Below are 20,513 nucleotides of genomic sequence, written 5' to 3'. Positions count from 1 at the left end.
AGGTTTCCGCTTCCATCCGGTATGCAGTCGCCACGACAGTCACGCGGATACGCCGCTGTCAGACGTCGGTTTTCGCAAGATGCGCGAGGAGGTCATCGAGCATGGGCCGCTGCCCCTTGAGCATCCTTCCAGCTGCGTCCTTCAACGAAAACCAATCCGCACGATCGACTTCCGGAAACCTCCGGATCCGACCGGACCTCGGAGGCCATTCCATCTGGAACTCCGAGCTTCGAATGTCATTCAGGTCCAGCGTGAGGTCGGCTTCCACGTACCAGGCGACAACGACCTTGCCACCCGGCTGCCGGTATTCGCCCAACGGATTGAAGTCACCATCGACCGCGACCCCCAACTCCTCGAGGGTTTCCCGCTTCGCAGCCGCGAGTTCGTCCTCCCCGGGCTCGACCAGTCCTTTGGGAATGGACCAGGCGCCCTCGTCCTTCTTCGCCCAGAAAGGACCCCCGGGGTGGACGAGGAGGACCTCGACTTCGTCAGAACGACGCCGAAACAGGAGGAGCCCGGCGCTACGAATGGCCATACCGCCCCTCCTCAATCATGGTTCAAGGCATTCTTCGCGGATGCCACAGCCGTCCATCCATCGACGGGCACGTCGGCAATAGAGACAGATACGACCATCCGGCTGCTCCCTGTCATTTTCCGGAGGGATGATTTCGGTCATTTCGTCGGAAAAAATAGCCGAAACCTCTTCTTGTTGCTCCACCAGCCTGATCTCATCAAATAGGGGGTCGGGGTTGGCCGGCAAGACGGCATCGCCATTGCTGGAATGTCACATGATGGACGGCCGATGCCGAAGCTCGGAATGAACTTGTCCCCTCTACGAGGCAAAGCGTCTGGGCAGAAACACAGTGGCCGCTGCCAGCCTCTCAGCACAAGGTGCACGGGTGGCCTAGAATCCGGATTGTGCCGTCCGCATCAACCGGTCTCGCGAAACGTGATCGAATAGCGAAGCAGATCGACCGGCGGAATTGAGTGCTCCCATTCATCCCGGGCAGGACCCGATAGCATACCCGAGCGAAGTGAAAGCGGAAGAAGTTCGACAGAGACTGTATGATGCGGAGTGCCTCGACCTGGTTGCCCGGTGGAGTGGGCAGATGCCGTCTGAGCCTGCGTCTACCGCTCCGACGTGTCCACGCGCGTGACGACCGACATTCCAGGCCGCAGCCTTTCGGCCAAGGGCTGATCGCGATCGATGGATATGCGAATCGGCAGTCTCTGGACGATTTTTGTGAAGTTTCCCGTCGCGTTATCCGGCCGCAATATGCTGAATTCGGAACCGGTTGCGGGCGACAGTTCTTCCACTTTGCCTGTCAGTCGCGCCCGATTGAGCGCGTCGACAGTGAACCAGACGGGCTGGCCGACGCGAATGTCGTTCGTCTGCGTCTCCTTGAAGTTCGCAACCACCCAGAGGTCCGATGGGACCAGAAACATCAACTGCGATCCGGACGTCACAAATTGCCCGAGACGCACCGAAGCCTCGCTGATTTGGCCATCTCTCGGAGCGGTGATCACCGTATTCGACAGGTTGATGCTCGCGACGTTGACCTGCGCGTCGGCCATCCGCAAGGCCGCCTGAAGTCCCTGTTTGGAAACCTCCGTGGACGTCAGCGTCTGCTCCGCGATGGCGATGGCGGCGTCGGCGCGCTTAACGCCCGCTTCGGCCGCACTTAGGGTCGCCTGCGATTGCTCGGCCTGCGCTTGTGGGGTAACTCCCTGGCGACCAAGTGCTTCGACGCGAGTGGTATCTGCCGTTGCTCGCTGCAGCTCAGCCTGAGCCTGCAGAAGATCCGCCCTGCGCGCAACGATCTCCGCGCGGTTTTGCGCCGTCGTTTGTTCCACGTTGGCCAGGTTTGCGATCGCCTGATCGCGCTGGGCCTGAGCCTGCTCGAGTTGCTGCTTGTAGGTTCTGTCATCGATCCTGACCAGCGTATCGCCGGCACGAACCCTTTGAAAGTCACGTGCCGGCACCTCGACCACATAGCCACTCACCTGCGAAGACAGGACGGTGATCTTGCCGCGAATAAAACTGTTGTCGGTCGTCACGATGCTCGATGCGAAGGGCCACAACCCCCACGCGAAAAGGATGAGGGCGACGCCGACGACCGCCACCACAAGCATCGCGGCAACCGTCAGGGGCTTGGGTGTCAACTTCTTCGGCCGAAAAGCGACGGCTGCTTCCGGCACCGTTGCGGAACCCTCCGCGCCTCCGGGTCCGTTTGGCGTCTTGCCGCCATCAGGCGACGGATCCAGGCCCACCGGGGCGCCGCGCAATGGTTCCGCCGACGGCCGCTCTTCGAAAGCATCTGGTTCGCGATCTTTCATCTCGAGTGCGCTCCTTCGATTCAGGCCGTGCTGGACCCTGCCGCCACGCGCGCGAGGACAAAAGTGCGCGTCGTCGTCCAAGCGAGAAAAATGACCGCCAGTATCGTGTTCAAGACGACGACGTCGTTGTATGCGCGAACATTCGACTCGCGGGTGGCTATTTGCGAGAGCGCGGCCACACCCAGCGCGTTTCGAAGCGCAGGATCCGTGACCACGGGTTTGTAGACCTGCGACTGGAGTGCCAGCCGCAATGCGACAGCCGGATCCGTCTGCTGGGTATGGGCGGTGATGAGCGCCGAGTATTCGTGCTCGCGATATTGCTGGAACGTCGCAAATAGCGCCGGCCCCGCCAATCCGCCGATCCCCTGGGTAATCGAAAATAGCACGATAAAGGTAACCATATGGTCTGCGCCCTCTGCCAGGGCGCGATTTACGCCGAAGAGAAGCAACGGTCCGATGAACATTCCTGCAGCGCAGGAAACAAAGAACTGGCTGACATAGAGGTCGTGGGGTCGGGTCAGGTTCGTGGCGTGCCGGTCCATCAGCCCCCCGATGATGATCAGGACGACCGAAGCGGAGATCAGGGGCAGCACCGTCTTGGGTCCGAAAAGCAGAGCCGAGACGATGGTGCCTGTCAGCGTTCCGATGAATATCACCGAATAAAGCGATTGTAATTGATCGGGTCCCATTCCCAAAGTCCGCATCAATCCCGTTGCGGCATAGGTCTGCTCGGAGAGAAGCAGCCGGATGCTCAGCGCTCCCAAGGTGAAGCGTATCGTACCGGATGTCCCCAGCCAGCGCGTGCGAACAAGCGGCCGCTCCCTGTGATGCTCGAGATAGAATGCGCACAGAAGAAGAAGAAGAGCAGCTATCAATGCATGCGCCATCCAGGACTGGTCCGGCCACCATTGAACACGACCTTGCGCAAGCACGGCGACAATAAGCGCCAAGGCGGGGGAAATCAGCAGGAAACTCAAGACATCCAGAGGCTCGAAAGCCTTTATGCGAATACCGGGCGGCAACTTCAAAACGACGACGGCGGCAAGCGAACAGAGACCGAGGCCGAGCTCAAAAACATAAAGCACATGCCACTCGCCGATATCGAGTAGCGGCACAGACAATATCCACGCAAGCGGCGTCGCAAGCTGACCAACGCCAAGAGCTATACACATGCCCGCGCCAAGCTTGGCTTTTGGGAACGCTTGCATCATATAGAAATTGGCAACTGCGCTGATGGGCGCCGACGCGAACCCCGTCACTGCGCGAACAAATAAGGTCATCGGGTAGTTGTGGGCGGCAAGCTGAAGAACGGTCGCCAAGACATAGGCCATCAATCCGAGTTCGGCGAACCGACGTATCCCGAATTGCTGACGGCACTTGAACAGGATCAGGTTGGAAGAAACATTGACCATCACCCAGGCGGCAGGGAGCCACGCGCCTTCGATCGGCGTAAGCCCCAGTTCGCCTTGAATCTGCGGCAGGTTCGCCAACACCATGGCATTGCCGAGGCCGCCGGTTATGCCAACAAGCACACCCACGAACGCGTAGGCCAGTCGCACCGCTGGCGAATGGTACGGCGTCGACGGCGAACCTGCCATTCGCGGCCGCTCGTCGGACGTCCCGTTCGGAATTGGTTCCAGATAGCGTGGCATTTTAGGGACAAGCCAACCGAAGGTTGGATGCTAATACAAGATGCGAAGAATTGCCAGGATGACGGCGAGCACTGGCGATGTGCCCGCAGGGAGACGTCACACGCTGGTGGGTTTCAGCAGTTCTGCGTCCATGGTTTTTTGGCGGCTCCTCTGTCAGTCCGGGCTTACGGTCGACGGCGGGCTAATGTCGGTTAGAGATTCAGCCTTGTCGCCATCGTTGAACTGATCGGATGCATGCTGGTTTGCATCCGTGACATCGGCGGCTTCCTGTTCGGTGGCCTCGTGCTGGTCCTCTGCTCGACGCCAGTGATCTTCCTGGAGCCCTTCCGGGCGGCCCTCGTCCTCCCAGATCTTATAGGCTCGTTCGCGCTGCTGCTCTTTGTCCACAGCGTGCTCCTCCGTGGCGGTTCGGTGTAACTGACAAGATCAATACCGGTTCCTGCTCGGATCGGTCACATCAGCGTTTCAATATGTCTTTGCACGCGGGGCTCACATACGGTCGGCAGACCGGCGCCTAAGAGGCCGCTACCGACAGGGTCTGCAGCAGCGGCCTTAGCCTGTCGACGAATTCCTCGCTTCCGCAGGCGAAGCGAAGCTTCTGAGGAAGTTCGGTTCGATCCCAGTCGATGGTGCTTGAGACACCGAGACGTGCGAGGATTGGAAGCGCTGCCATCACGTCCCAGGTTGAATCTCCAATGGAGAGGTAGCCGTCGGTCTCGCCGAGCATGACCTCGATCAGCGAGATCGTTGCAGCCCCGCAAAGCCGGAAGCTGATACCGAGATCATCGGAGATGAAGCGGATGGCTTCGAGCCGGTCGGCAGTCGATACGGTGGGATGGAAACTGAATCCCGTCGATGCTCGCGACATGTCGAATGCCGGAAGCGGCTTGATCGGGCGGCCGTTGAGCCGCGCCGGAACCGTCATCCCTCCCATTATGGTCAGGTCGCGGACGGGTGCATGGATCACCCCGAAGACGGGTCGCCGGCTTTCGTAGAGCCCGATCGAGATCGCCCAGTTCTGGCCGCCGCGCACGAAATTGAAGGTACCGTCGATCGGATCGATGACCCAGATACGGCCCGACGTGCCGGGGATCTCGCCGCCTTCCTCGCCGAAGATGCCATCGTCCGGGAAGGCTTGATTGAGCCGGGCGATCAGCAGCGCCTCGACCTGCCGGTCCGCCTCTGTCACGAGGTCGAGATGCCCCTTCTTCTCGACCGGCAAGCCTGCCAGCGAGCGGAAGTAAGTGAGGGCCAGTGTCCCGGCCTCCCTTGCGATATCTTCGATAATCACCTCGATCGGACGTACCGGCGAGGCGCAAGCATGCCTGTCATCCACGGGCACGATCCCTGATCCGTGCCATCTGAGCGACGTCGTCGCCCATCAGCTGGTCCAGCTGGCCCTCGCGAACCCACTGGACGATCTGGGCTTCGATATCGACGCCGTATTTCATCATCTTCTCGTGGTGGCCGCCGGGCAGATAGGTGAAGACGGCAAAGCCCTCGTCGTGAAGCTGGCGGGCCTCGCCGCTGGCGAAGTGATAGACTTCGATGTTCATCGCATTGAGATTGGCCTGCCGGGCAAGCGCTGCCGGATCGATCAAGCGGGAATGCATCAGGCCGACGGTCGGCACTTCGGGGATCGCGGCCTTCACGGCCCGCAGTTGGACGAAGTCGAAAGAGGAGAATTGCAGCAGGTCTGCGCAGCCCAGTTCGTCGATCAGCGCACGCAGCTTGGCGATGATCACGTCGTTGCGGTCGTAGATCTTGAGTTCGAGCTGATAGAGGATCCCAAGTTCGCGGGCGAGCTGCAGCGCGTCGCGCAGCAGGGGTACGCGTTCGCCGGCGAAACCCTCGCCGAACCAGCTTCCGGCATCGAGCCCGGAGAGTTGCGAATAGGTCATGTTCTCAACGATGCCGTGGCCGTTGGTCGTGCGATCGACGGTCTTGTCATGGATCAGAACCAGCTCGCCGTCGCTCGTCATGCCAAGGTCTGTTTCGCAGGTGGCGAGCGGCCCGCCATGTTCGAAAGCCTTGCGAAACGCGGCGAGCGTGTTTTCCGGAGCGCCGGCGCTGTGGCCACGGTGGCCACCAACACGCAAGGTATCGAGGTTCATTCTGAGCGGATTCATTGTCTTTTCCTTTTTCAATTCAACGGAGGCGCGCGTCGAAACGATCGCGCAGGTAGTCGCCGAGCAGGCTGATGGAGAGGGTCGTGAGGACGATAACGGCGCCGGGGAAGGCGGCGATCCACCAAGCGATCGCCAGATAGTTCCGGCCGTCTGCGACCATCAGGCCGAGGCTGGTCGCCGGTGGCTGGATGCCGAGGCCAAGAAAGCTCAGCCCGCTTTCGAGCAGGATGATTTCTGGAAAGTTCACGGTGAACTGTACGATCAGCGGGCCGGCGATATTGGGCAGCATGTGGCGGAGGTAGATCCGTCGCGACGGCACGCCGACGATGCGGGCCGCTTCTGCATAGCCTTCTTCCCGGGCGCTGATGACGAGGCCGCGGGTCAGCCGCGCGTAGCGTTCCCAGTTCTGAAAGCCGACGAGGAAGACGAACAGCAGCGGGCTGGAACCGAACATGGCAAGCACGCCGAGCGCGATGATGATGAAGGGAACCGACGCCATCGAATCGGCAAAGCCCATGATGACGTTATCGATCCAGCCACCGAAATGGGCGGCCAGCAGGCCAAGCGTGGTGCCGATCAGCGCGCAGACGATCGACCCAACGAGCGCGATCATCAGGGTGGTCTGGGTGGCGACCAGCACGTTGCTCAGCACATCGCGGCCGAGATAGTCGGAGCCCAGCAGATGGCTTGCAGACGCAAAGGGCCGGGCAAAACGGGCGAGCGGGTCCTGCGAAAGATAATCGAAAGGCGATATCCAGCGCGCCGCAATGCCGGTGACGACGACGATGCCGATCCACAGGCAGCAGAGGCCAATGCTGGACGGCATGCGGTGGAACGGAGCCCAAAGCCAGCCCCGGATCAGGCGGGACGAGGTCACGATCGTCATGTCAATGCATCCTGAGTTTCGGATTGAGGACGACATAGAGAACGTCGACAGTCAGGTTGATGACGACCATGAAGGCCGTAAACAGCACGATCATCGCCTGTGCGACCGGCAGGTCACCGGCGCTCGTCGCATTGACGAAGCCGCTGCCGAGGCCAGGCCAGGCAAAGACGGGTTCCACCAGCACGGCGCCCCCGAGCAGACCGCCGGCGACGAAGCCGAGCGTCGTCACCATCGGGATCGCCGCGTTCGGCAGGGCATGGTGCAGGATGATCTCCCAATTCGGGACGCCGTCGGCGCGCGCCGCGGCGATATAGGGCTGGCCCAGGACATCGATCAGGGTCGAACGCATGAAGCGGGCGACGGCTGCGGCATTGAACAGGGCGCAGGTCGCCACGGGCAAGATCGCATGTCTCCAGGTCGAGCTGCCGGAACTTGGCAGCACTCGCAGCCAGACCGCGAAGGTGAAGATGAAGACGAGGCCGAGCAGGAAGTTGGGAATGCTGTAGCCGAGGACGGCACCCGCCATGACGCCCTTGTCGACGGCAGATTCCCGGCGCACGGCTGCAAGGATGCCCGCCGGGATGCCGATCAGCAGGCTGAGGATGAAGGCCGGCACCGTGAGGGCGAGCGTCTTCGGGATCCGCTCGGTGACGACGGCAAAGACGTCGCGGCCATCGGCAAAGGAGACCCCGAAATCCCCGCTCAGGATGTTGGCGACATAGAACAGGTATTGTTCGAAGATCGATCGATCCAGCGCCCATTTTGCATTGAACGCAGCCAGCGCCTCTGGGCTGGCATTGTCGGACAGCATCTGCTGGGCCGGATCGCCGCTCAGGCGCAGGACAATGAAGACGAGCGTGACGGTAAAGATCAGAACGATGATCGCCCTGACCGCACGGGCAAGGATGAACCCGATCATTGCGCCGTTTCCTTCTGCTGCGGCACGATTGCCGAGGAGGAGATCTGCAGGGCGAATTCCTCGGCCCGGTGGCATGCCGTCTGCTGTCGGTCGAAGGCCCGAAGCAGCGGCGTCTCGATGGCGCACCTGTCAATGGCAAAGGGACAGCGCGAGCGGAAAGCGCAGCCGCGCGATACGTTGCCGGCATCGAGCTCGCCCTTGATCGGCGGCTCGATATTGCGGATCGAGGGGTCAAGTGTGGGTACGGAGGCGAGCAGCGCGCGCGTATAGGGGTGACGCGGCTGTTCGTAGACGGCCCTGATGTCGCCGGTCTCGACGATGCGGCCGAGATACATCACCGCGATGCGATCGACGAGATGGCGCACGATCCGGAGATCGTGGGTGATGAAGACATAGGCGAGATCGAGCTCCTGCCAGAGCGATCGCAACAGGGCCACGACCTGGGCTTGAACAGAGACGTCAAGCGCCGAGACCGCCTCGTCGAAGACGACCAGCTTCGGTTCCAAGATCAGGGCGCGGGCGATGACGACACGCTGGCGCTGGCCACCGGACATCTGGTGCGGGAAGCGGTTCATCATGGCGCTGGACAGGCCAACGCGCTCCAGCATCGCGGCCGTGCGCTCATAGGCTTCCGACCGACCGGCGACACGATGAACCAGAAGTCCCTCGGCGACCTGTTCGCCGATGCTCATCTGCGGATTGAGGGCCGATAACGGGTTCTGTTGCACGAGCGAGGTTCGTTTGCGGAATGCCGTCCAGTCTTTTGGCCCACGGTCCTTGTGGTTGACACCTTCGAACCATACGTCACCGCGGGTCGGCGCGGTCAGGCCGAGAAGGAGCCGGCCGAGCGTCGATTTTCCGCTGCCCGATTCACCGACGACACCGATGCGTTCGCGTGGCGAGAGCTCGAAGCTGATGGAACTGGCAGCCAATTGGCTTGTTGGCCTGGCGAAGAAACCGGTCTTGTGCCGATAGGCCTTGGTCAGATCGCGGGTGCCGAGCAAGGGCGTGTTCATGCGGCCACCGGATTGAAACAGGAGGTCTCGTGAACGAGACCGATCGTGGTGGGAGCGGGGAAACGGGCGGCGCATTCGTCGCTCGCGCGTAAACAGCGCGGATGGAAATGGCATCCCTGAGGCAGGCTGTCGAGCAACGGAACGGAACCGGGAATGGGAACGGGCGGTTCGAGGTCGGCTGGATCGATGCCCGGCATGCAGTCGATCAGCGCGCGGGTATAGGGATGCGACGGGCGCAGCAGCAGCTCGGCCACCGGCGCGGTCTCGACGATCTTGCCGCAATACATCACCGCCGCCCGGTCGGCGAGGCGGGCGATAACGCCGAGATCGTGGGAGACGAGGATCAGGGCCATGCCGGTTTCGGCCTTCAGTTCCTCGAGCAGGTGCAGAATCTGGGCCTGCATGGTCACGTCGAGCGCCGTGGTCGGCTCGTCGGCGATCAACAGTTGCGGCCTGGCCGCAAGTGCGTGGGCGATCATCACGCGCTGGTTCATACCGCCGGAAAATTGGTGCGGATAGGCGCGCAACCGGCTTTTGGCGCGGTCGATGCCGACGCGTTCCAAGAGGCGCATGGCTTCGAACCGGGCGTCGTTGCCCTTCAGGCCCTGATGCCGGTAGAGCGCGGATTCCAGATAATAGCCGATCGTGTGGACCGGGTTGAGGCTACTGGTCGGATCCTGGAAGATCATTGCGATCGTCGGATCTGCGGCCTTGCCCGACTTCGATGGGTCGCGCGCGAATTCGATGCTGCCGCTGGTACGGGCAATCCCGCGCGGGAGCATGTTGGCGACCGCATAGCAGGTCATGCTCTTGCCGCAGCCCGACTCGCCAACCAGGCCGAGCGTCTGTCCGGCCTCCAGGGAAAAGCTGATCCCGCCGATGATCTTCATGTTTCGTGCCGGGACTTCGACGACGAGGTCGCGAACGGTCAAGAGCGTTGACATGGGTATTCTCCGGGGGGCGGCGCGCACAAATGCGCACCGCCGATACACTGGATTGTCGTTACGAGAAGCTGAGGTTGTTGCGGAATTCCATCATCTCGAAGCTGATCGGCTTCCAGTTGACGTCCTTGCGTGCGGCGTAGACGTCGAAGGGCTGGTAGAGAATGACGGCAGGCGCCTCTTCCTCGAAGATGTCGCGCAGACGGTTGAAGGCGTCGAAACGTTCCTTGCCATCAGGCAGCTGGGCTACCTTCACGCAGAGCTCGTTGAATTCAGCAGGCGCTTGCCAGCCCCAGCGCTTCTGGATGCCGCGCCCGGGACCGAATTCGGACACCATCGTGGTGTAGGCATCGGTCAGCGACATGCCGTTCGACCAGTTGCGCATCATGACGTCATCGTCCTTCGGGTTTGCACCCGGAGCGTAGATCTTCGGCTCGACGGTGATGCCGATGTCCTTCCACATCTCGATCATCATCATGAGCGCAGGAATGGCGTTGGCGTAGTAATTGCCCATCGTGTGGTAGGTGATCGGGGTGCCATCGTAGCCGCTTTCCTTGACGAGACGCCTGGCTTGCTCGACATCGTATTCCATCGCATGGCGATTGGGATCGAAGGTCTTACCCATATGCGGGAAGTTCATGCCGGCAGGAATGGACGCCCTGCCCTTCCACAGGGATTCGACCATCAGCGGGCGATTAATGGCAAGCGCCAGCGCGCGGCGCAGCGTCTTCGACTTGAAGATCGGCTTGTTCATATTGAACGTGAACATATGGAAGTTCTCGATCAGCGTGCCACGCGTCTCGATGTCCTGATAGCCGTCGATCAGCGCCATGTCGTCGGGCGTCAAGGTTGTGATGATTTCGTATTCGCCGCTGATCAGGCCGGCGACGCGGGTCGCGGGCTCTGCGACCACCTGGTAGGTGATCTTCGATGCGGTCGGCTTTTCGCCCCAATAGGCGTCGTTTGCCTCGAGCACGACGCGGTCATTGGCCACGAACTCGACGAACTTGTAGGCGCCGGTGCCGATCGGCTTGTTGCCGAAGGCGACGGCGCCGAGGCTCTTGTAATATTCCCTCGGGACGATGCGACCGAGCCAGGAGGCGACAAAGCGCTCGATCAGGAAGGACGGGGTCTTGGTGCGCAGCACGACGGTGTACTTGTCCTCGACGACAGGCTCATCCCAGTCCGGCGAGAAAGCGCGTCCGTTCGGAACGGTCTTGATCGCATCGTCGCCCCACAGGCGCTCCGACGAGAACGTGTAGGCGACGTCCTCGGCGGTCATGTCCGCGCCATCGTGGAATTTGACGTTCTGGCGCAGCTTGAAGCGCACGGACTTGTCGTCGATCCGCTCCCAGCTCTCGGCAAGCTGCGGGACGAGCGCGATGCCGTTGCCCTTTGCGCCGTTGCCGAACCAGTCGCGCGTAACCAGCGTATCGAAGATCTGGTTGACGATACGCGGACCGACATTGCTGATGGCGTTCACCGGCTCCAGTGAGGCAGGCACTCCGTTGACGCCGATCCTCAGTTCGCGCCGTCCCTGCGCGAAGGCAAATTTCATGCTGGTGGTCGATGCCAGCGCCGCGACGCTTGCACCGATGATGAACTTTCTGCGGTTGGTCGTAAGCATCCAATGTCTCCTGCTTAGCAAGATGCGGTTGATGGAAGGGAGGTCGAGCTCAGTCCGCGATGACAAACTTCTTGCGCAGCTTCTCGGGGGCTGCATCGATGATCGACATGGCGCCGCGATCGGTGACGATCGTGCCGACGTCTTCGATCTTGGCCACGACAGACATGCTGGATTTGGTGAACTTGGAATTGTCCGCGACGACAATGACGCGCCGCGAGACTTCCATCATGGCCCGAGCGATGCTCGCGTTTACCGGCTCGACGGTACAGACCAATCCGCGATCGACATCAATCGATGCCGCATTGAGGATGAGCTTGTCGACGTTGAATTGCCGGATGAACTGCTCCGCCAGCGGCCCACGGAAGGAATGGTTCGTGGCGGTGTATTCGCCGCCGACCGCGTAGACGCTCTGCCCCTCGTCACGCGTCAGTTCGGCGATAATGTCGAGGCCGTTCGAGATAAGCGTGAGACTGCGGCGACCGACGAGCTTTTTTGCGACTTCCAAAGCCGTGGTTCCGGCATCCAGCAGCACGGTGTCGCCATCGACGATCATTCCCGAGACGACGGATGCGATCGCGGCCTTCTCAGGCTGGTTCCAGACGGAACGGGCCTCGTTCGTTTTGTCCTGCGCGACCTGATTGATGCTTACGGCGCCGCCGTGGGTGCGACGCAGCAGCCCGGCTCCTTCGAGGTCACCGAGGTCGCGTCGGATTGTGGCGACAGAGACGTCAAATCGCTCAATCAGAGTGCGCAAATCGAGGAAGTTACGTTCGCGCAGCAACTCGACGATCTTCGCCTGACGATCTTCCGCTTGGGTCAGCAATGGCCTGTTCCTTGTCACTAAAGTGACGCATATCGCTCATGTATGAGCGATATCTATCGCCAAGAGATGACAAGCGTATGACGAATTCAGGTCCAAATCAGATCCCTTCATCTGCATCTCAGCTTCGCAAAGGAGAACCGGCAGCTACGGTGATCGAAATCGCTCATTGTGGCCTATGGTGGTTTTTCGTCTAAAGGATCGACACCATTTCTGCCGCCGTCCTCGCGATGGGGGCGGTGGAACACTTTGAGATTTTTGGCTTAACAGGCCGAGTGCAGGGCAATGGGAAGGCAGCGATTGTGTGCAACTGGCTAGAAGCCAGCCTTTGCCATGATGAGAGGAGGACCACCACGATGTCGTTGCGTGATCGTTTTGAAGATGGACTACTATGGCAGCCACGCAGTGTTGCGAGCATGCGCCCGCCTGCGCGAGCCGATTCCTAAATGCATCCGCCGTGATCGGCGGAGGTACCGATCATTTTCGCCGTTTCTTCGCCGATCGGAATACTTCGCTGACTTCCGGCCCGTGAGCATGCCGGACCGGCCGCGATCGACGCTCTTTCCATCGCGGCCTCGGCCGACAAGCCACGATCCAGTGCGGAGGCAAGCACGCCGACGAAGCAATCGCCCGCGGCGGTCGTGTCCTTCACATCGATCAGCATGGCGGGAAGCCGAATATACTTGCCTTTGACGAATGCTTCTGCGCCCTCACCGCCGAGCGTGCGCAACACACCCGTATCAAGCCGTGCTGAAAGGGACTGTGCGGAAGCATCGCAGCTCAGCCAGCCGGCCAGCGTTTCGGCCTCGTCTTCGTTTACGACGAGCAAGTCACACAGCGACAACACTTGGTCTTCCAGAGGAAAGGCCGGAGCGAGATTGAGGATCGACATAACCCTTGACGCAACGGCACGGCGGATGAGCTTTTCCACCTCGGCCACGTCGTTTTCCATCTGCATCAACACGATGTTCGCGCGCTGCAGGAGATCGTCTTCCACCGCGTCGCACGATGCCATCAGGTTGGCGCCAGCCGCCACCACGATCATGTTGCGACCCTTCGCGTCGATCTGGATCGACGCACTGCCGGTCGGCTCGGCGACGCGGGTGACGCGACGGATATCCGTCGCGGCCTCGAGGTTCTGCAGGCCGATCTCGGCCAATGCATCATCGCCAACGGCACCGACCATGACCACCTCGGCGCCGTCACGAGCCGCCGCCAATGCCTGGTTTGCGCCTTTGCCGTCGGCTTCGGCACGAAACGTTTTGGCCATCAACGTCTGACCCGGCTGGGGCATCTCTGCGACCGAGTAGACGAAGTCGACATTGATGGAGCCAAAGGTGACGATCATGACGTGTCCTTCTCAGGCCACCTGTGAAGCCACGATGCATTTGGCCTTCCCGCGTCAGCGGCAACGCTGAAGGGCATCAAGTAAAAATGAGGAATCCTCAGACATTTGCCGACGTCGACAGTGATCGCCGGCAGCCATTGCGGCCACAAGACAATGAAGCGTATCGGAGCTTTCAGCATCGCGACGCGCGGACACGCGCGGGAAAGCGGGAATTCGCGTCACACGAGGGGATGAGGAAGGGCAGCCGCAGGAGCTTCAGCGTCAGCGGCGTGCAGCAGAAGCGGGACCGACTGCCCCACGACCTCGTGTCCCGCTTTCGAGCCGGGCTCGCCACGGTTGCCACACTCGCAACCAACGGCCGGCCTTGCACTCCCCTCACCTGCCAGGCCGCACCGGCGATCGAGCAATATCGATGATGTCGTCACGCAAGGCGGTCGGGTCTTCCCAGTTCCAGCCAACACCGAGGCCGATCTTGAAGTCGATACGCCCGGCGCTCGGGCCTTTCGCGATCGCGCTCGGCGTCTCAATCTGCCTCTCCCGGCAGATGATCGGCGCGCATTGGACAAGCGATACGATGACGGGCTGGGCTATTGGCGTCGCATTCGCCTTTTTGCTCGCCCACCAGTTCGCCCGCAGACAACTCGTCTTCAGATAAGGACGGGCGGCTCATGCCCTGCCGCGGCGACGCAAGGCTGTCCGGACCTGAAGCTCATCGCGGCAGAACGATCCGGGCCTCGAAACCATCTCCACGGCTGCTCGCTGGCGAGCGGAGCTCCAACACTCCACCCATCTGGCGCACGATGGTATCGGCAATGGCAAGTCCCAGGCCTGCGCCCTTGGCAACGGTCGCACCTCTGCGAAACCGAACTTTCAGGCTTCCCAGTTCGGCCGCAGAGAGCACGGGGCCGTCATTGGCGATGCTGATGCTGCCATCATCATCGACCGAAACGCCGATCGTGCCTCCCGGATTTCCGTGCAGGATCGCGTTCTCGATGAGATTGCTTGCGACGATCCCGAAGGCGTCCACATCGACGGCACGCATCAGGGGATCTGCCGAAGCGGAGTAGGTAAGCCTCTTGCCCGTTGCGGGATTGCGCTGATAGTCGCGGACGATCAAGTCAAGCACCTTGCGGAGATCGGTCACTGTGGCCGTCTGACCAAGACCGGCGTCGGCTCGAGCAAGCTGTAGAAGTTTTTCCGATGTGCGCCCAAGCTTGGTGAGCGCGGTCTCGATGTTCCGTGCGCGAGCTTTCGATGCTTCGTCGCGCAACTCGGCCAGAAGTCTCTGTGTTTGCGCCAGAGCCCCGGCTACAGGTGTCCGAAGCTCATGAGCGCTGTTGGTGGCGAATTCCCGCTCCGCATCGATGGTCGCCTGTACGCGCTGCATCAGCAGATTCACTGACTGAGCGATCGGCCTCAATTCTCGTGGAATCGTCTCCGTCTCGACAGGTGAAAGGTTGCCACCGTCCTTTTCGGAGATCGCTGTGCGCAGCTTGTTGATGGGACCTACTGCTCGTCTCGCAATCCACATCATCAACAGGACGCTGACAGGCAGCAGAATGGCAAGCGGGATAAGCATCGTGACCGCGCTTTCACGCACGGCCTCACGTCGGTGGCTCAACCGGTCGGCCGTCTGAAGGAAGAGAGCGCCGTCCGAGCTCATCGCGGTGTAAAAGCGATATTTTTCGGAATCATGAAAGCCGATAGCGAGTGGGGCGTCGAATGGCTCGACGGGGGCGTCTTTCGAACGGAAGACAACCACTCCGTCGGCGGTGCGAACCTGGTAGACGAGATATTCATGTTTGGACGGCGTGGGCGGCGCCCGCTCGGGCTGCTCACCGCCCTGAACATTCGGCAGGTGCCCCTCCTCCACGATCGCCAGCAGCCGTTCGGTGGTTTCCTCAAGCGCGTTGTCGAAGATCTCGTCGAACTCACTCCGCATCACGAAGATGCCAAGCCCGATCGCACCAAGCCAGAACGCGACCAGCGCGCCCGTGAGCGCGGTCATGAGGGGTCGGATGATGCTGCGGTTCCTCGTCATTCGACTGACAGCATATAGCCGATGCCGCGGGCTGTCCTGATCTTCTCCATCCCGATTTTCTTGCGAAGCCTGCTAATATACACCTGCACCGTATTGCTCTCGACCTCCTCGCCAAAAGCATAGAGGGCATCCTCGATCCGTTTCAGTGCAACGAGCTTTCCCGGTCGCTCGACGAGGAGATCGAGCAATGCCCATTCGCGCGGTGTCAACTGAACGTCCTGTCCGCCCACGCTGATAGAGTGCGTGGATCGCTCGATCACGATATCTGCTATCTGAATGGTGTTTTGCCGACGTCCTTCGTAACGACGACGGACGGCAAGGATCCGAGCTTCGAGTTCGTCGAGATTGAAGGGCTTGATCAGATAATCGTCCGCGCCGGCGTTAAGCCCGGCGATGCGGTCGGATATCTGATCTCGAGCGGTCAGGACGATGACCGGAGCGTCACCTCCTCTTGCCCGAAAATATTCAAGGAAGACCAGGCCGTCGCCATCGGGAAGCTGCAGGTCAAGGAGGACCAGGCCGTAGTCGATGGACTTGCTCGCCGCTTCTGCATCGACGATCGTACGGACCCAGTCCGTCGCATAACCCGCCGTGTTCGTATGGTCCCGAACCGCATCGCCGATGATGTCGTCGTCCTCGATCAAGAGAATGCGCACGATCTATTCCTTCCAGCCTTACGCCTTGGAGAGCGCTCGATGGTGGAGTCATACCAGACCAGTGCCAAAGTAGCAGTCTCGGGCCTCGTTGTGGCTATCGAGAACCCGTCCGTCCCCTTGATTCTAGATGGTTGGGCGGACAAGCGACCAGCGTCTGGAGGTCAGCGCTGGTCGCTTCCTCCTGTATTACCAGTGATAGGAAATACCGACGTTGACCGCGTTGGTGACGATGTTCGTCTTCAGGCGGTCGCCGCTGTCGATCGGAACGTCGACGCGCGAATAGGTGCCCTTGTATTCCACGAAGGTCGACCAGTTGTCGGTGACGCGGAAGTCGACGCCAGCCTGCGCCTGGAAGGTCACGCCGCCGAATTCATAGTCGAAGGTCGTGCCCTGGGGACGGGTGACTTCGACATGCGGAATGTTTACCCCGACACCGGCGCCGAGGTAAGGGGTCCAGCGGCGAGCCGGGTCCTTGAAGCGGTAGAGGCCGTTGACCGTCAGCAGGTTCAGGCCGTCGGTGAATTCGAAATGCGTCCAGCCCGGCGAGCGCGCCATCGTCTCGTCGTCGGCATAGACCTTGTCATGGGTATAATCGAGCGACACGCCCCAGTTCGGCAGATTGAAGTCGCCGAGCCACCAGGTGACGCGGCCGCCGTAATAGGGCGGGCTGCCGAACGACTTGCCTTCCCAGCCGGCGCTGAAGGAGGTGCCGTCGGAAACATCGACATGGCTATGCGGCGCCGTCTGGTAGCCGCCATAGATGGAAAATTCCAGATCTTCAGCCGAAGCCGTGCCAGCCCTCGATGCAAGTGCGGAAAACGCAATGCCTGCCAGAAGCACGGCGGAAAGACGCAATGCAAGTCTCATTGGATACTTTCGGATTAGACTTCTTTAAATATGCCACGCTTTTTGAAAGCGCTGACTAAGCCTGTGAGGGCGAGAACGGCCGCAAGCAGCAATACCAGCACGATTGCACGGGCTTGTTCCTGTTCCGTAATCGAGCCGACTGCGACCCTGTAAAACTCGGTTGCCAACAGTGCGATAAAGGTTGACGACACCGTGGAATAGTCCTTCGCCACGACCCGTTTCAGGTTGAACGCCATCCCCCTCGTCGATTCGTCAAATGCGCCGCGCTTAAATGTCCATCGCGGGACATCTCGGCAGTAGGCTTTGTAGGCGGCGCCGAACTTATCATGGAGGAAAGCCTCTTCGGCGTAGACAATGCACTGGTAGAAAAAGGCAAAGAGAGTGCATCCGACTGCGATCACGACCGGATTGCCGTGGAAGACGAACAGTCCGACGTAGATCAGCATGTTGCCCACGTAGAGCGGATTTCTGCAGACGCCGAACATGCCCTCGGTGACAAGCTCATCGGCGTAAACACGTTTGTTCAAGCCGCCCCGCCTGATGTAGGCATAGCCAATAACGCTTGCCCGCAAGATCAGCCCACTCGCCACGACGAGCAGGGCGAGCGCGTCCTTCGCCTGTTCAAGCGCAGGATTTCCCCATGGCGCGGTCGACGGCGGCGCGGCGATAAAGAGCGCTAAGATGATCAGCGGGAAAGCCTGATTGCGATATTTGAAGAGGAACGTGCCAATCCTCAGCATGATGTTTTTCATGATGCTCACTTGATTGCGACGATCCCGCAGAAATTGTACCAGCGGAAGAAGACCTCTGTGCTCTTGAAGCCGACCTCACGAAGGAGCTGGATGTTTTCCTCCAAGCGGTAAGGAATAAGGACGTTTTCCAGCGCCTCCCGCTTCTTCGAGATCTCGATGGTGGAGTAACCGTTCCGTCGCTTGAAATCGTAATAGTGATCAATAAACAGGCGGTTGAATGTCGTGTCTTCACTGGTCAGCTTTTCAACCAGGAGCAGACACCCCTGGTCGTTGAGCCCGTCGTAAATTGTCCGCATGACCCGCTCGCGGTAGAGTGGACGAACAAACTGCAGCGTCAGCACCATCGTTACGACGCTTGCCTTCTCAATCGAGAAGCCGCCATGAAGGTCGACCGTGTGAAGATCGATTGAGCGGTTGGTTCCTGACTCCGCGATCTTTTCGGCAGCTTTCTTCAGCATCTCCGGAGCATTGTCGATCCCGACGAAATCGATGTGATTGTCGACTTCACGGTCCAGCGCCAGAAGGGTCGTGGCCGTGGAGCAGCCGATGTCATAGAGTTTCGACTGAGGCTGTGCGAAATCCCTGGCGAGCTCGCAAACCATCCGCTGCATTTCGCCATAAAAAGGTACCGATCTACTGACCATATCGTCGAAAACATTCGCGACGGTCGAGTTGAATGAAAAGTCGGCAACGGAATTCTGTTCTTCGGCGAAAACTTCGTCTCGCGAATTGGTATGCAATATTAGACGGTTAGACTGTTCGGTCATATCCGCTCCAAGGTCGATGATTGGAAATTGGGCGCGTCTTTCCCCCGCCCATAATGCGTCACAAAACTTTAACATCGAATCCTGACAATAGGCTGAAAGCGCGGCAGCGTTAGTGCTCGGAAGGCTGTCGGTGAGCACACCAGCTTATGCGCCGGCTATCATGTCATGGGCGAATGGCCAACTGCTGGATACTGCCAAGGGCGCTCCCTTGCCCCCATCCGGACAGCCTCCTAGCAGACAGGTGCTGCTCTTGAAGGCAATTCAAACCGGAGCCCGGCTATTCCTGTCCGATGGGATAACAACGATTTACGCGTCGTGCGGCGATTTGGTGGACTGCGATCAGTTTACTTGCATGCCGCGCCGCTCCAACTCCTCGAAAATTTTGCGCGCGGACGGGTTCGGGAGGAAACCTCGTGATCGCCACCTCATCGTGCGTGCGTTCCCCTAGCGAGGCGTGCTACTTTCTAAAGATATCGCGGCCCGGCCCCACGATCGGGAAACGGTCATCTGGCAACATCGGCTATAAGCTGGCTGCACGACTAGCTGCCGTGCTGGCTGCCGACTGCTTTCACCTCTCTCGACCGCGCCGCCCTTCTTGCAGGCCGAAGCTCATCGATCGTCGGTGTCCACCACCCCGCGCGTTCCGGCCGCACCGTCTTCGATGGCCAAGTGCGTACGAGTTCGTCCAAACTGGGCTTCCGCCACAATCCCCACACATGATCGTCGGTGACACCCGGATAGAATTCCGCAACCGCCGCGGGCTCGACGAGTTCGCCGGTAATGTCGGTGAACACGACGAGACCGTAGGAGATGGCAACAACGCGGCCGATAGGCGGCAGGTCGCCGCTCACAAGAGGATAGCGTCGACGCTTCCGTTCCATCGAGCGGAGCTTCGACTTCATTTCCGCTTCGCTACCCTTTCGTTCTGCGGCACGACGTCGCCGTTCCTCCGGCTCATTGCGGCGAGCTGCCGCTTCGATCTGTGGCCAGCGCTGGCGCAGTTCCTCGAAGGATCGGTAGGGAACATGCCAGATCTTCAGGTCACCGTCCCACCGCGAGAACGGAACCTCACGTAGCGTGTCGACCACCGTCTTCGAGTACGGTGTCTTGATCTTGAATCCCGCCTTGCCAAGCTCCAAATAGCTGCTGTCGATCGGATCGAAATCGAAGGCGTCCCTCCCCTTCGCATCGGCATGAGCGTCGGCTTCCGCCTCCCGTTCGGCCAGCCACTTTCCGAACCGACGGGACGCAGTCCGACCGGGAATGAACCATGCCTTGCGAATATCGCTCCACCGTGCGCGGGGGAACCTGCGACGAAACTGTTCGACAGTCATCCGGTCGAAAGGAAAGGTGACGTTCGCGCCGGGGTGAGCATCGTCCGGCTCGTTCGCATTACCCGAGGTTACCGATATTTCGTCTTGCATCTCGCGATAACGCTTCTCGAGACCCGGCAGTTCAACGCAGGCGTTTCAAGAGTGCACGCAATCCCGATTGCGAAACGTCGCGGATCGCAACCTCTATCGGAAACCATTTCTGTTTTCGGATCGTCTTTTCCGGGAAGTCCGTCGCGATCCCCGACACTTCGAGAAGATGGACAGCGACATGATAACGATGAGGCGTGCTGTCCTTCTGATAGGAAAATGACCCGAAGACTTCCGGATCGACCTCTCCGGCGACGCCAGCCTCTTCGAACGCTTCCCGCAAAGCAGCGACAGAGCTGGTCTCGCCCGGATCGAGATGCCCTTTTGGGATGCC

General features: G+C 60.3%; 22 protein-coding genes and 2 pseudogenes. 1 reads left to right on the top strand and 23 read right to left on the bottom strand.

Annotation, left to right across the window (positions count from 1 at the left end; translation table 11 throughout):
• Window positions 1-58: 58 nt before the first annotated feature.
• From AC1DM5_RS35640 to AC1DM5_RS35565, 16 genes and pseudogenes are all read right to left on the bottom strand, one after another.
• Window positions 59-535, bottom strand: coding sequence for an NUDIX hydrolase (locus AC1DM5_RS35640; protein WP_477824051.1), 477 nt, complete (start codon window positions 533-535; stop codon window positions 59-61).
• 15 nt (window positions 536-550) lie between these two features.
• Window positions 551-760, bottom strand: a complete 210-nt coding sequence (locus AC1DM5_RS35635; protein WP_477824050.1) for a hypothetical protein — start codon at window positions 758-760, stop codon at window positions 551-553.
• Window positions 761-930: 170 nt separating this feature from the next.
• Window positions 931-1,023, bottom strand: a pseudogene (locus AC1DM5_RS35630) (alpha-ketoglutarate-dependent dioxygenase AlkB); the annotation flags it as partial.
• A gap of 105 nt (window positions 1,024-1,128) precedes the next feature.
• A complete protein-coding gene (locus AC1DM5_RS35625) occupies window positions 1,129-2,133 on the bottom strand; it encodes an HlyD family secretion protein (RefSeq protein ID WP_477824058.1) in 1,005 nt (334 codons plus the stop codon).
• A gap of 224 nt (window positions 2,134-2,357) precedes the next feature.
• On the bottom strand, window positions 2,358-3,935 hold the full coding sequence (locus AC1DM5_RS35620) for an MFS transporter (RefSeq protein WP_477824049.1): 1,578 nt from the start codon (window positions 3,933-3,935) through the stop codon (window positions 2,358-2,360).
• A 207-nt stretch (window positions 3,936-4,142) separates the two neighbouring features.
• Window positions 4,143-4,376, bottom strand: coding sequence for a DUF2934 domain-containing protein (locus tag AC1DM5_RS35615; RefSeq protein ID WP_477824048.1), 234 nt, complete (start codon window positions 4,374-4,376; stop codon window positions 4,143-4,145).
• 127 nt (window positions 4,377-4,503) lie between these two features.
• Entirely contained in the window at window positions 4,504-5,325 is an 822-nt protein-coding gene (locus AC1DM5_RS35610) for an inositol monophosphatase family protein (protein ID WP_477824047.1), read from the bottom strand.
• Entirely contained in the window at window positions 5,318-6,118 is an 801-nt protein-coding gene (locus tag AC1DM5_RS35605; protein WP_477824046.1) for a glycerophosphodiester phosphodiesterase, read from the bottom strand. The genes AC1DM5_RS35610 and AC1DM5_RS35605 overlap by 8 nt, the downstream gene beginning before the upstream one ends.
• Before the next feature lie 19 nt (window positions 6,119-6,137).
• On the bottom strand, window positions 6,138-7,004 hold the full coding sequence (locus tag AC1DM5_RS35600; protein ID WP_477824045.1) for an ABC transporter permease: 867 nt from the start codon (window positions 7,002-7,004) through the stop codon (window positions 6,138-6,140).
• Window position 7,005: 1 nt separating this feature from the next.
• The gene (locus AC1DM5_RS35595; RefSeq protein WP_477824044.1) at window positions 7,006-7,923 is read right to left on the bottom strand and encodes an ABC transporter permease; all 918 of its coding nucleotides are present in this window, start codon (window positions 7,921-7,923) and stop codon (window positions 7,006-7,008) included.
• The gene (locus AC1DM5_RS35590) at window positions 7,920-8,939 is read right to left on the bottom strand and encodes an oligopeptide/dipeptide ABC transporter ATP-binding protein (protein WP_477824043.1); all 1,020 of its coding nucleotides are present in this window, start codon (window positions 8,937-8,939) and stop codon (window positions 7,920-7,922) included. The genes AC1DM5_RS35595 and AC1DM5_RS35590 overlap by 4 nt, the downstream gene beginning before the upstream one ends.
• Window positions 8,936-9,883, bottom strand: a complete 948-nt coding sequence (locus tag AC1DM5_RS35585; RefSeq protein WP_477824042.1) for an ABC transporter ATP-binding protein — start codon at window positions 9,881-9,883, stop codon at window positions 8,936-8,938. Before AC1DM5_RS35585 ends, AC1DM5_RS35590 begins: the two co-directional genes overlap by 4 nt.
• 58 nt (window positions 9,884-9,941) lie before the next feature.
• On the bottom strand, window positions 9,942-11,507 hold the full coding sequence (locus tag AC1DM5_RS35580) for an ABC transporter substrate-binding protein (RefSeq protein ID WP_477824041.1): 1,566 nt from the start codon (window positions 11,505-11,507) through the stop codon (window positions 9,942-9,944).
• A gap of 49 nt (window positions 11,508-11,556) precedes the next feature.
• Window positions 11,557-12,330: a DeoR/GlpR family DNA-binding transcription regulator gene (locus tag AC1DM5_RS35575; RefSeq protein ID WP_477824040.1), complete on the bottom strand. Its 774-nt coding sequence runs from the start codon at window positions 12,328-12,330 to the stop codon at window positions 11,557-11,559.
• A 439-nt stretch (window positions 12,331-12,769) separates the two neighbouring features.
• Window positions 12,770-13,675: a ribokinase gene (locus AC1DM5_RS35570; protein ID WP_477824039.1), complete on the bottom strand. Its 906-nt coding sequence runs from the start codon at window positions 13,673-13,675 to the stop codon at window positions 12,770-12,772.
• 375 nt (window positions 13,676-14,050) lie between these two features.
• Window positions 14,051-14,158 (bottom strand): annotated as a pseudogene (locus AC1DM5_RS35565) (LysR family transcriptional regulator); the annotation flags it as partial.
• Here AC1DM5_RS35565 and AC1DM5_RS35560 point away from each other — a divergent pair.
• Window positions 14,148-14,330, top strand: coding sequence for a phosphatase PAP2 family protein (locus AC1DM5_RS35560; protein ID WP_477824038.1), 183 nt, complete (start codon window positions 14,148-14,150; stop codon window positions 14,328-14,330). The pseudogene AC1DM5_RS35565 and the gene AC1DM5_RS35560 sit on opposite strands and share 11 nt — an antisense overlap.
• Before the next feature lie 54 nt (window positions 14,331-14,384).
• Here AC1DM5_RS35560 and AC1DM5_RS35555 read toward each other — a convergent pair whose 3' ends face one another.
• The 7 genes from AC1DM5_RS35555 to AC1DM5_RS35525 all read right to left on the bottom strand — a co-directional run.
• Window positions 14,385-15,683, bottom strand: coding sequence for an ATP-binding protein (locus tag AC1DM5_RS35555; protein ID WP_477824037.1), 1,299 nt, complete (start codon window positions 15,681-15,683; stop codon window positions 14,385-14,387).
• A 29-nt stretch (window positions 15,684-15,712) separates the two neighbouring features.
• Window positions 15,713-16,372 carry a response regulator gene (locus AC1DM5_RS35550; RefSeq protein ID WP_477824036.1) on the bottom strand — a complete coding sequence of 220 codons (660 nt, stop codon included), beginning with the start codon at window positions 16,370-16,372 and terminating at the stop codon, window positions 15,713-15,715.
• A gap of 186 nt (window positions 16,373-16,558) precedes the next feature.
• Window positions 16,559-17,239 carry an outer membrane protein gene (locus AC1DM5_RS35545; protein WP_477976859.1) on the bottom strand — a complete coding sequence of 227 codons (681 nt, stop codon included), beginning with the start codon at window positions 17,237-17,239 and terminating at the stop codon, window positions 16,559-16,561.
• 14 nt (window positions 17,240-17,253) lie between these two features.
• Window positions 17,254-17,991: a methyltransferase family protein gene (locus tag AC1DM5_RS35540; RefSeq protein WP_477824034.1), complete on the bottom strand. Its 738-nt coding sequence runs from the start codon at window positions 17,989-17,991 to the stop codon at window positions 17,254-17,256.
• A gap of 5 nt (window positions 17,992-17,996) precedes the next feature.
• The gene (gene cmoA / locus AC1DM5_RS35535) at window positions 17,997-18,896 is read right to left on the bottom strand and encodes a carboxy-S-adenosyl-L-methionine synthase CmoA (protein WP_477824033.1); all 900 of its coding nucleotides are present in this window, start codon (window positions 18,894-18,896) and stop codon (window positions 17,997-17,999) included.
• A gap of 401 nt (window positions 18,897-19,297) precedes the next feature.
• Complete coding sequence (locus tag AC1DM5_RS35530; protein ID WP_477976857.1) at window positions 19,298-20,182, bottom strand: hypothetical protein; 885 nt, start codon at window positions 20,180-20,182, stop codon at window positions 19,298-19,300.
• Between the two features lie 31 nt (window positions 20,183-20,213).
• A partial coding sequence (locus AC1DM5_RS35525; RefSeq protein ID WP_477824031.1) for an NUDIX hydrolase occupies window positions 20,214-20,513 on the bottom strand: 300 nt, incomplete at its 5' end.

The organism is Rhizobium sp. 01T437, from assembly GCF_056398505.1.
The sequence above is the reverse complement of the archived record's forward strand: the minus strand, read 5'-3'. Positions and strand labels throughout refer to the sequence as shown.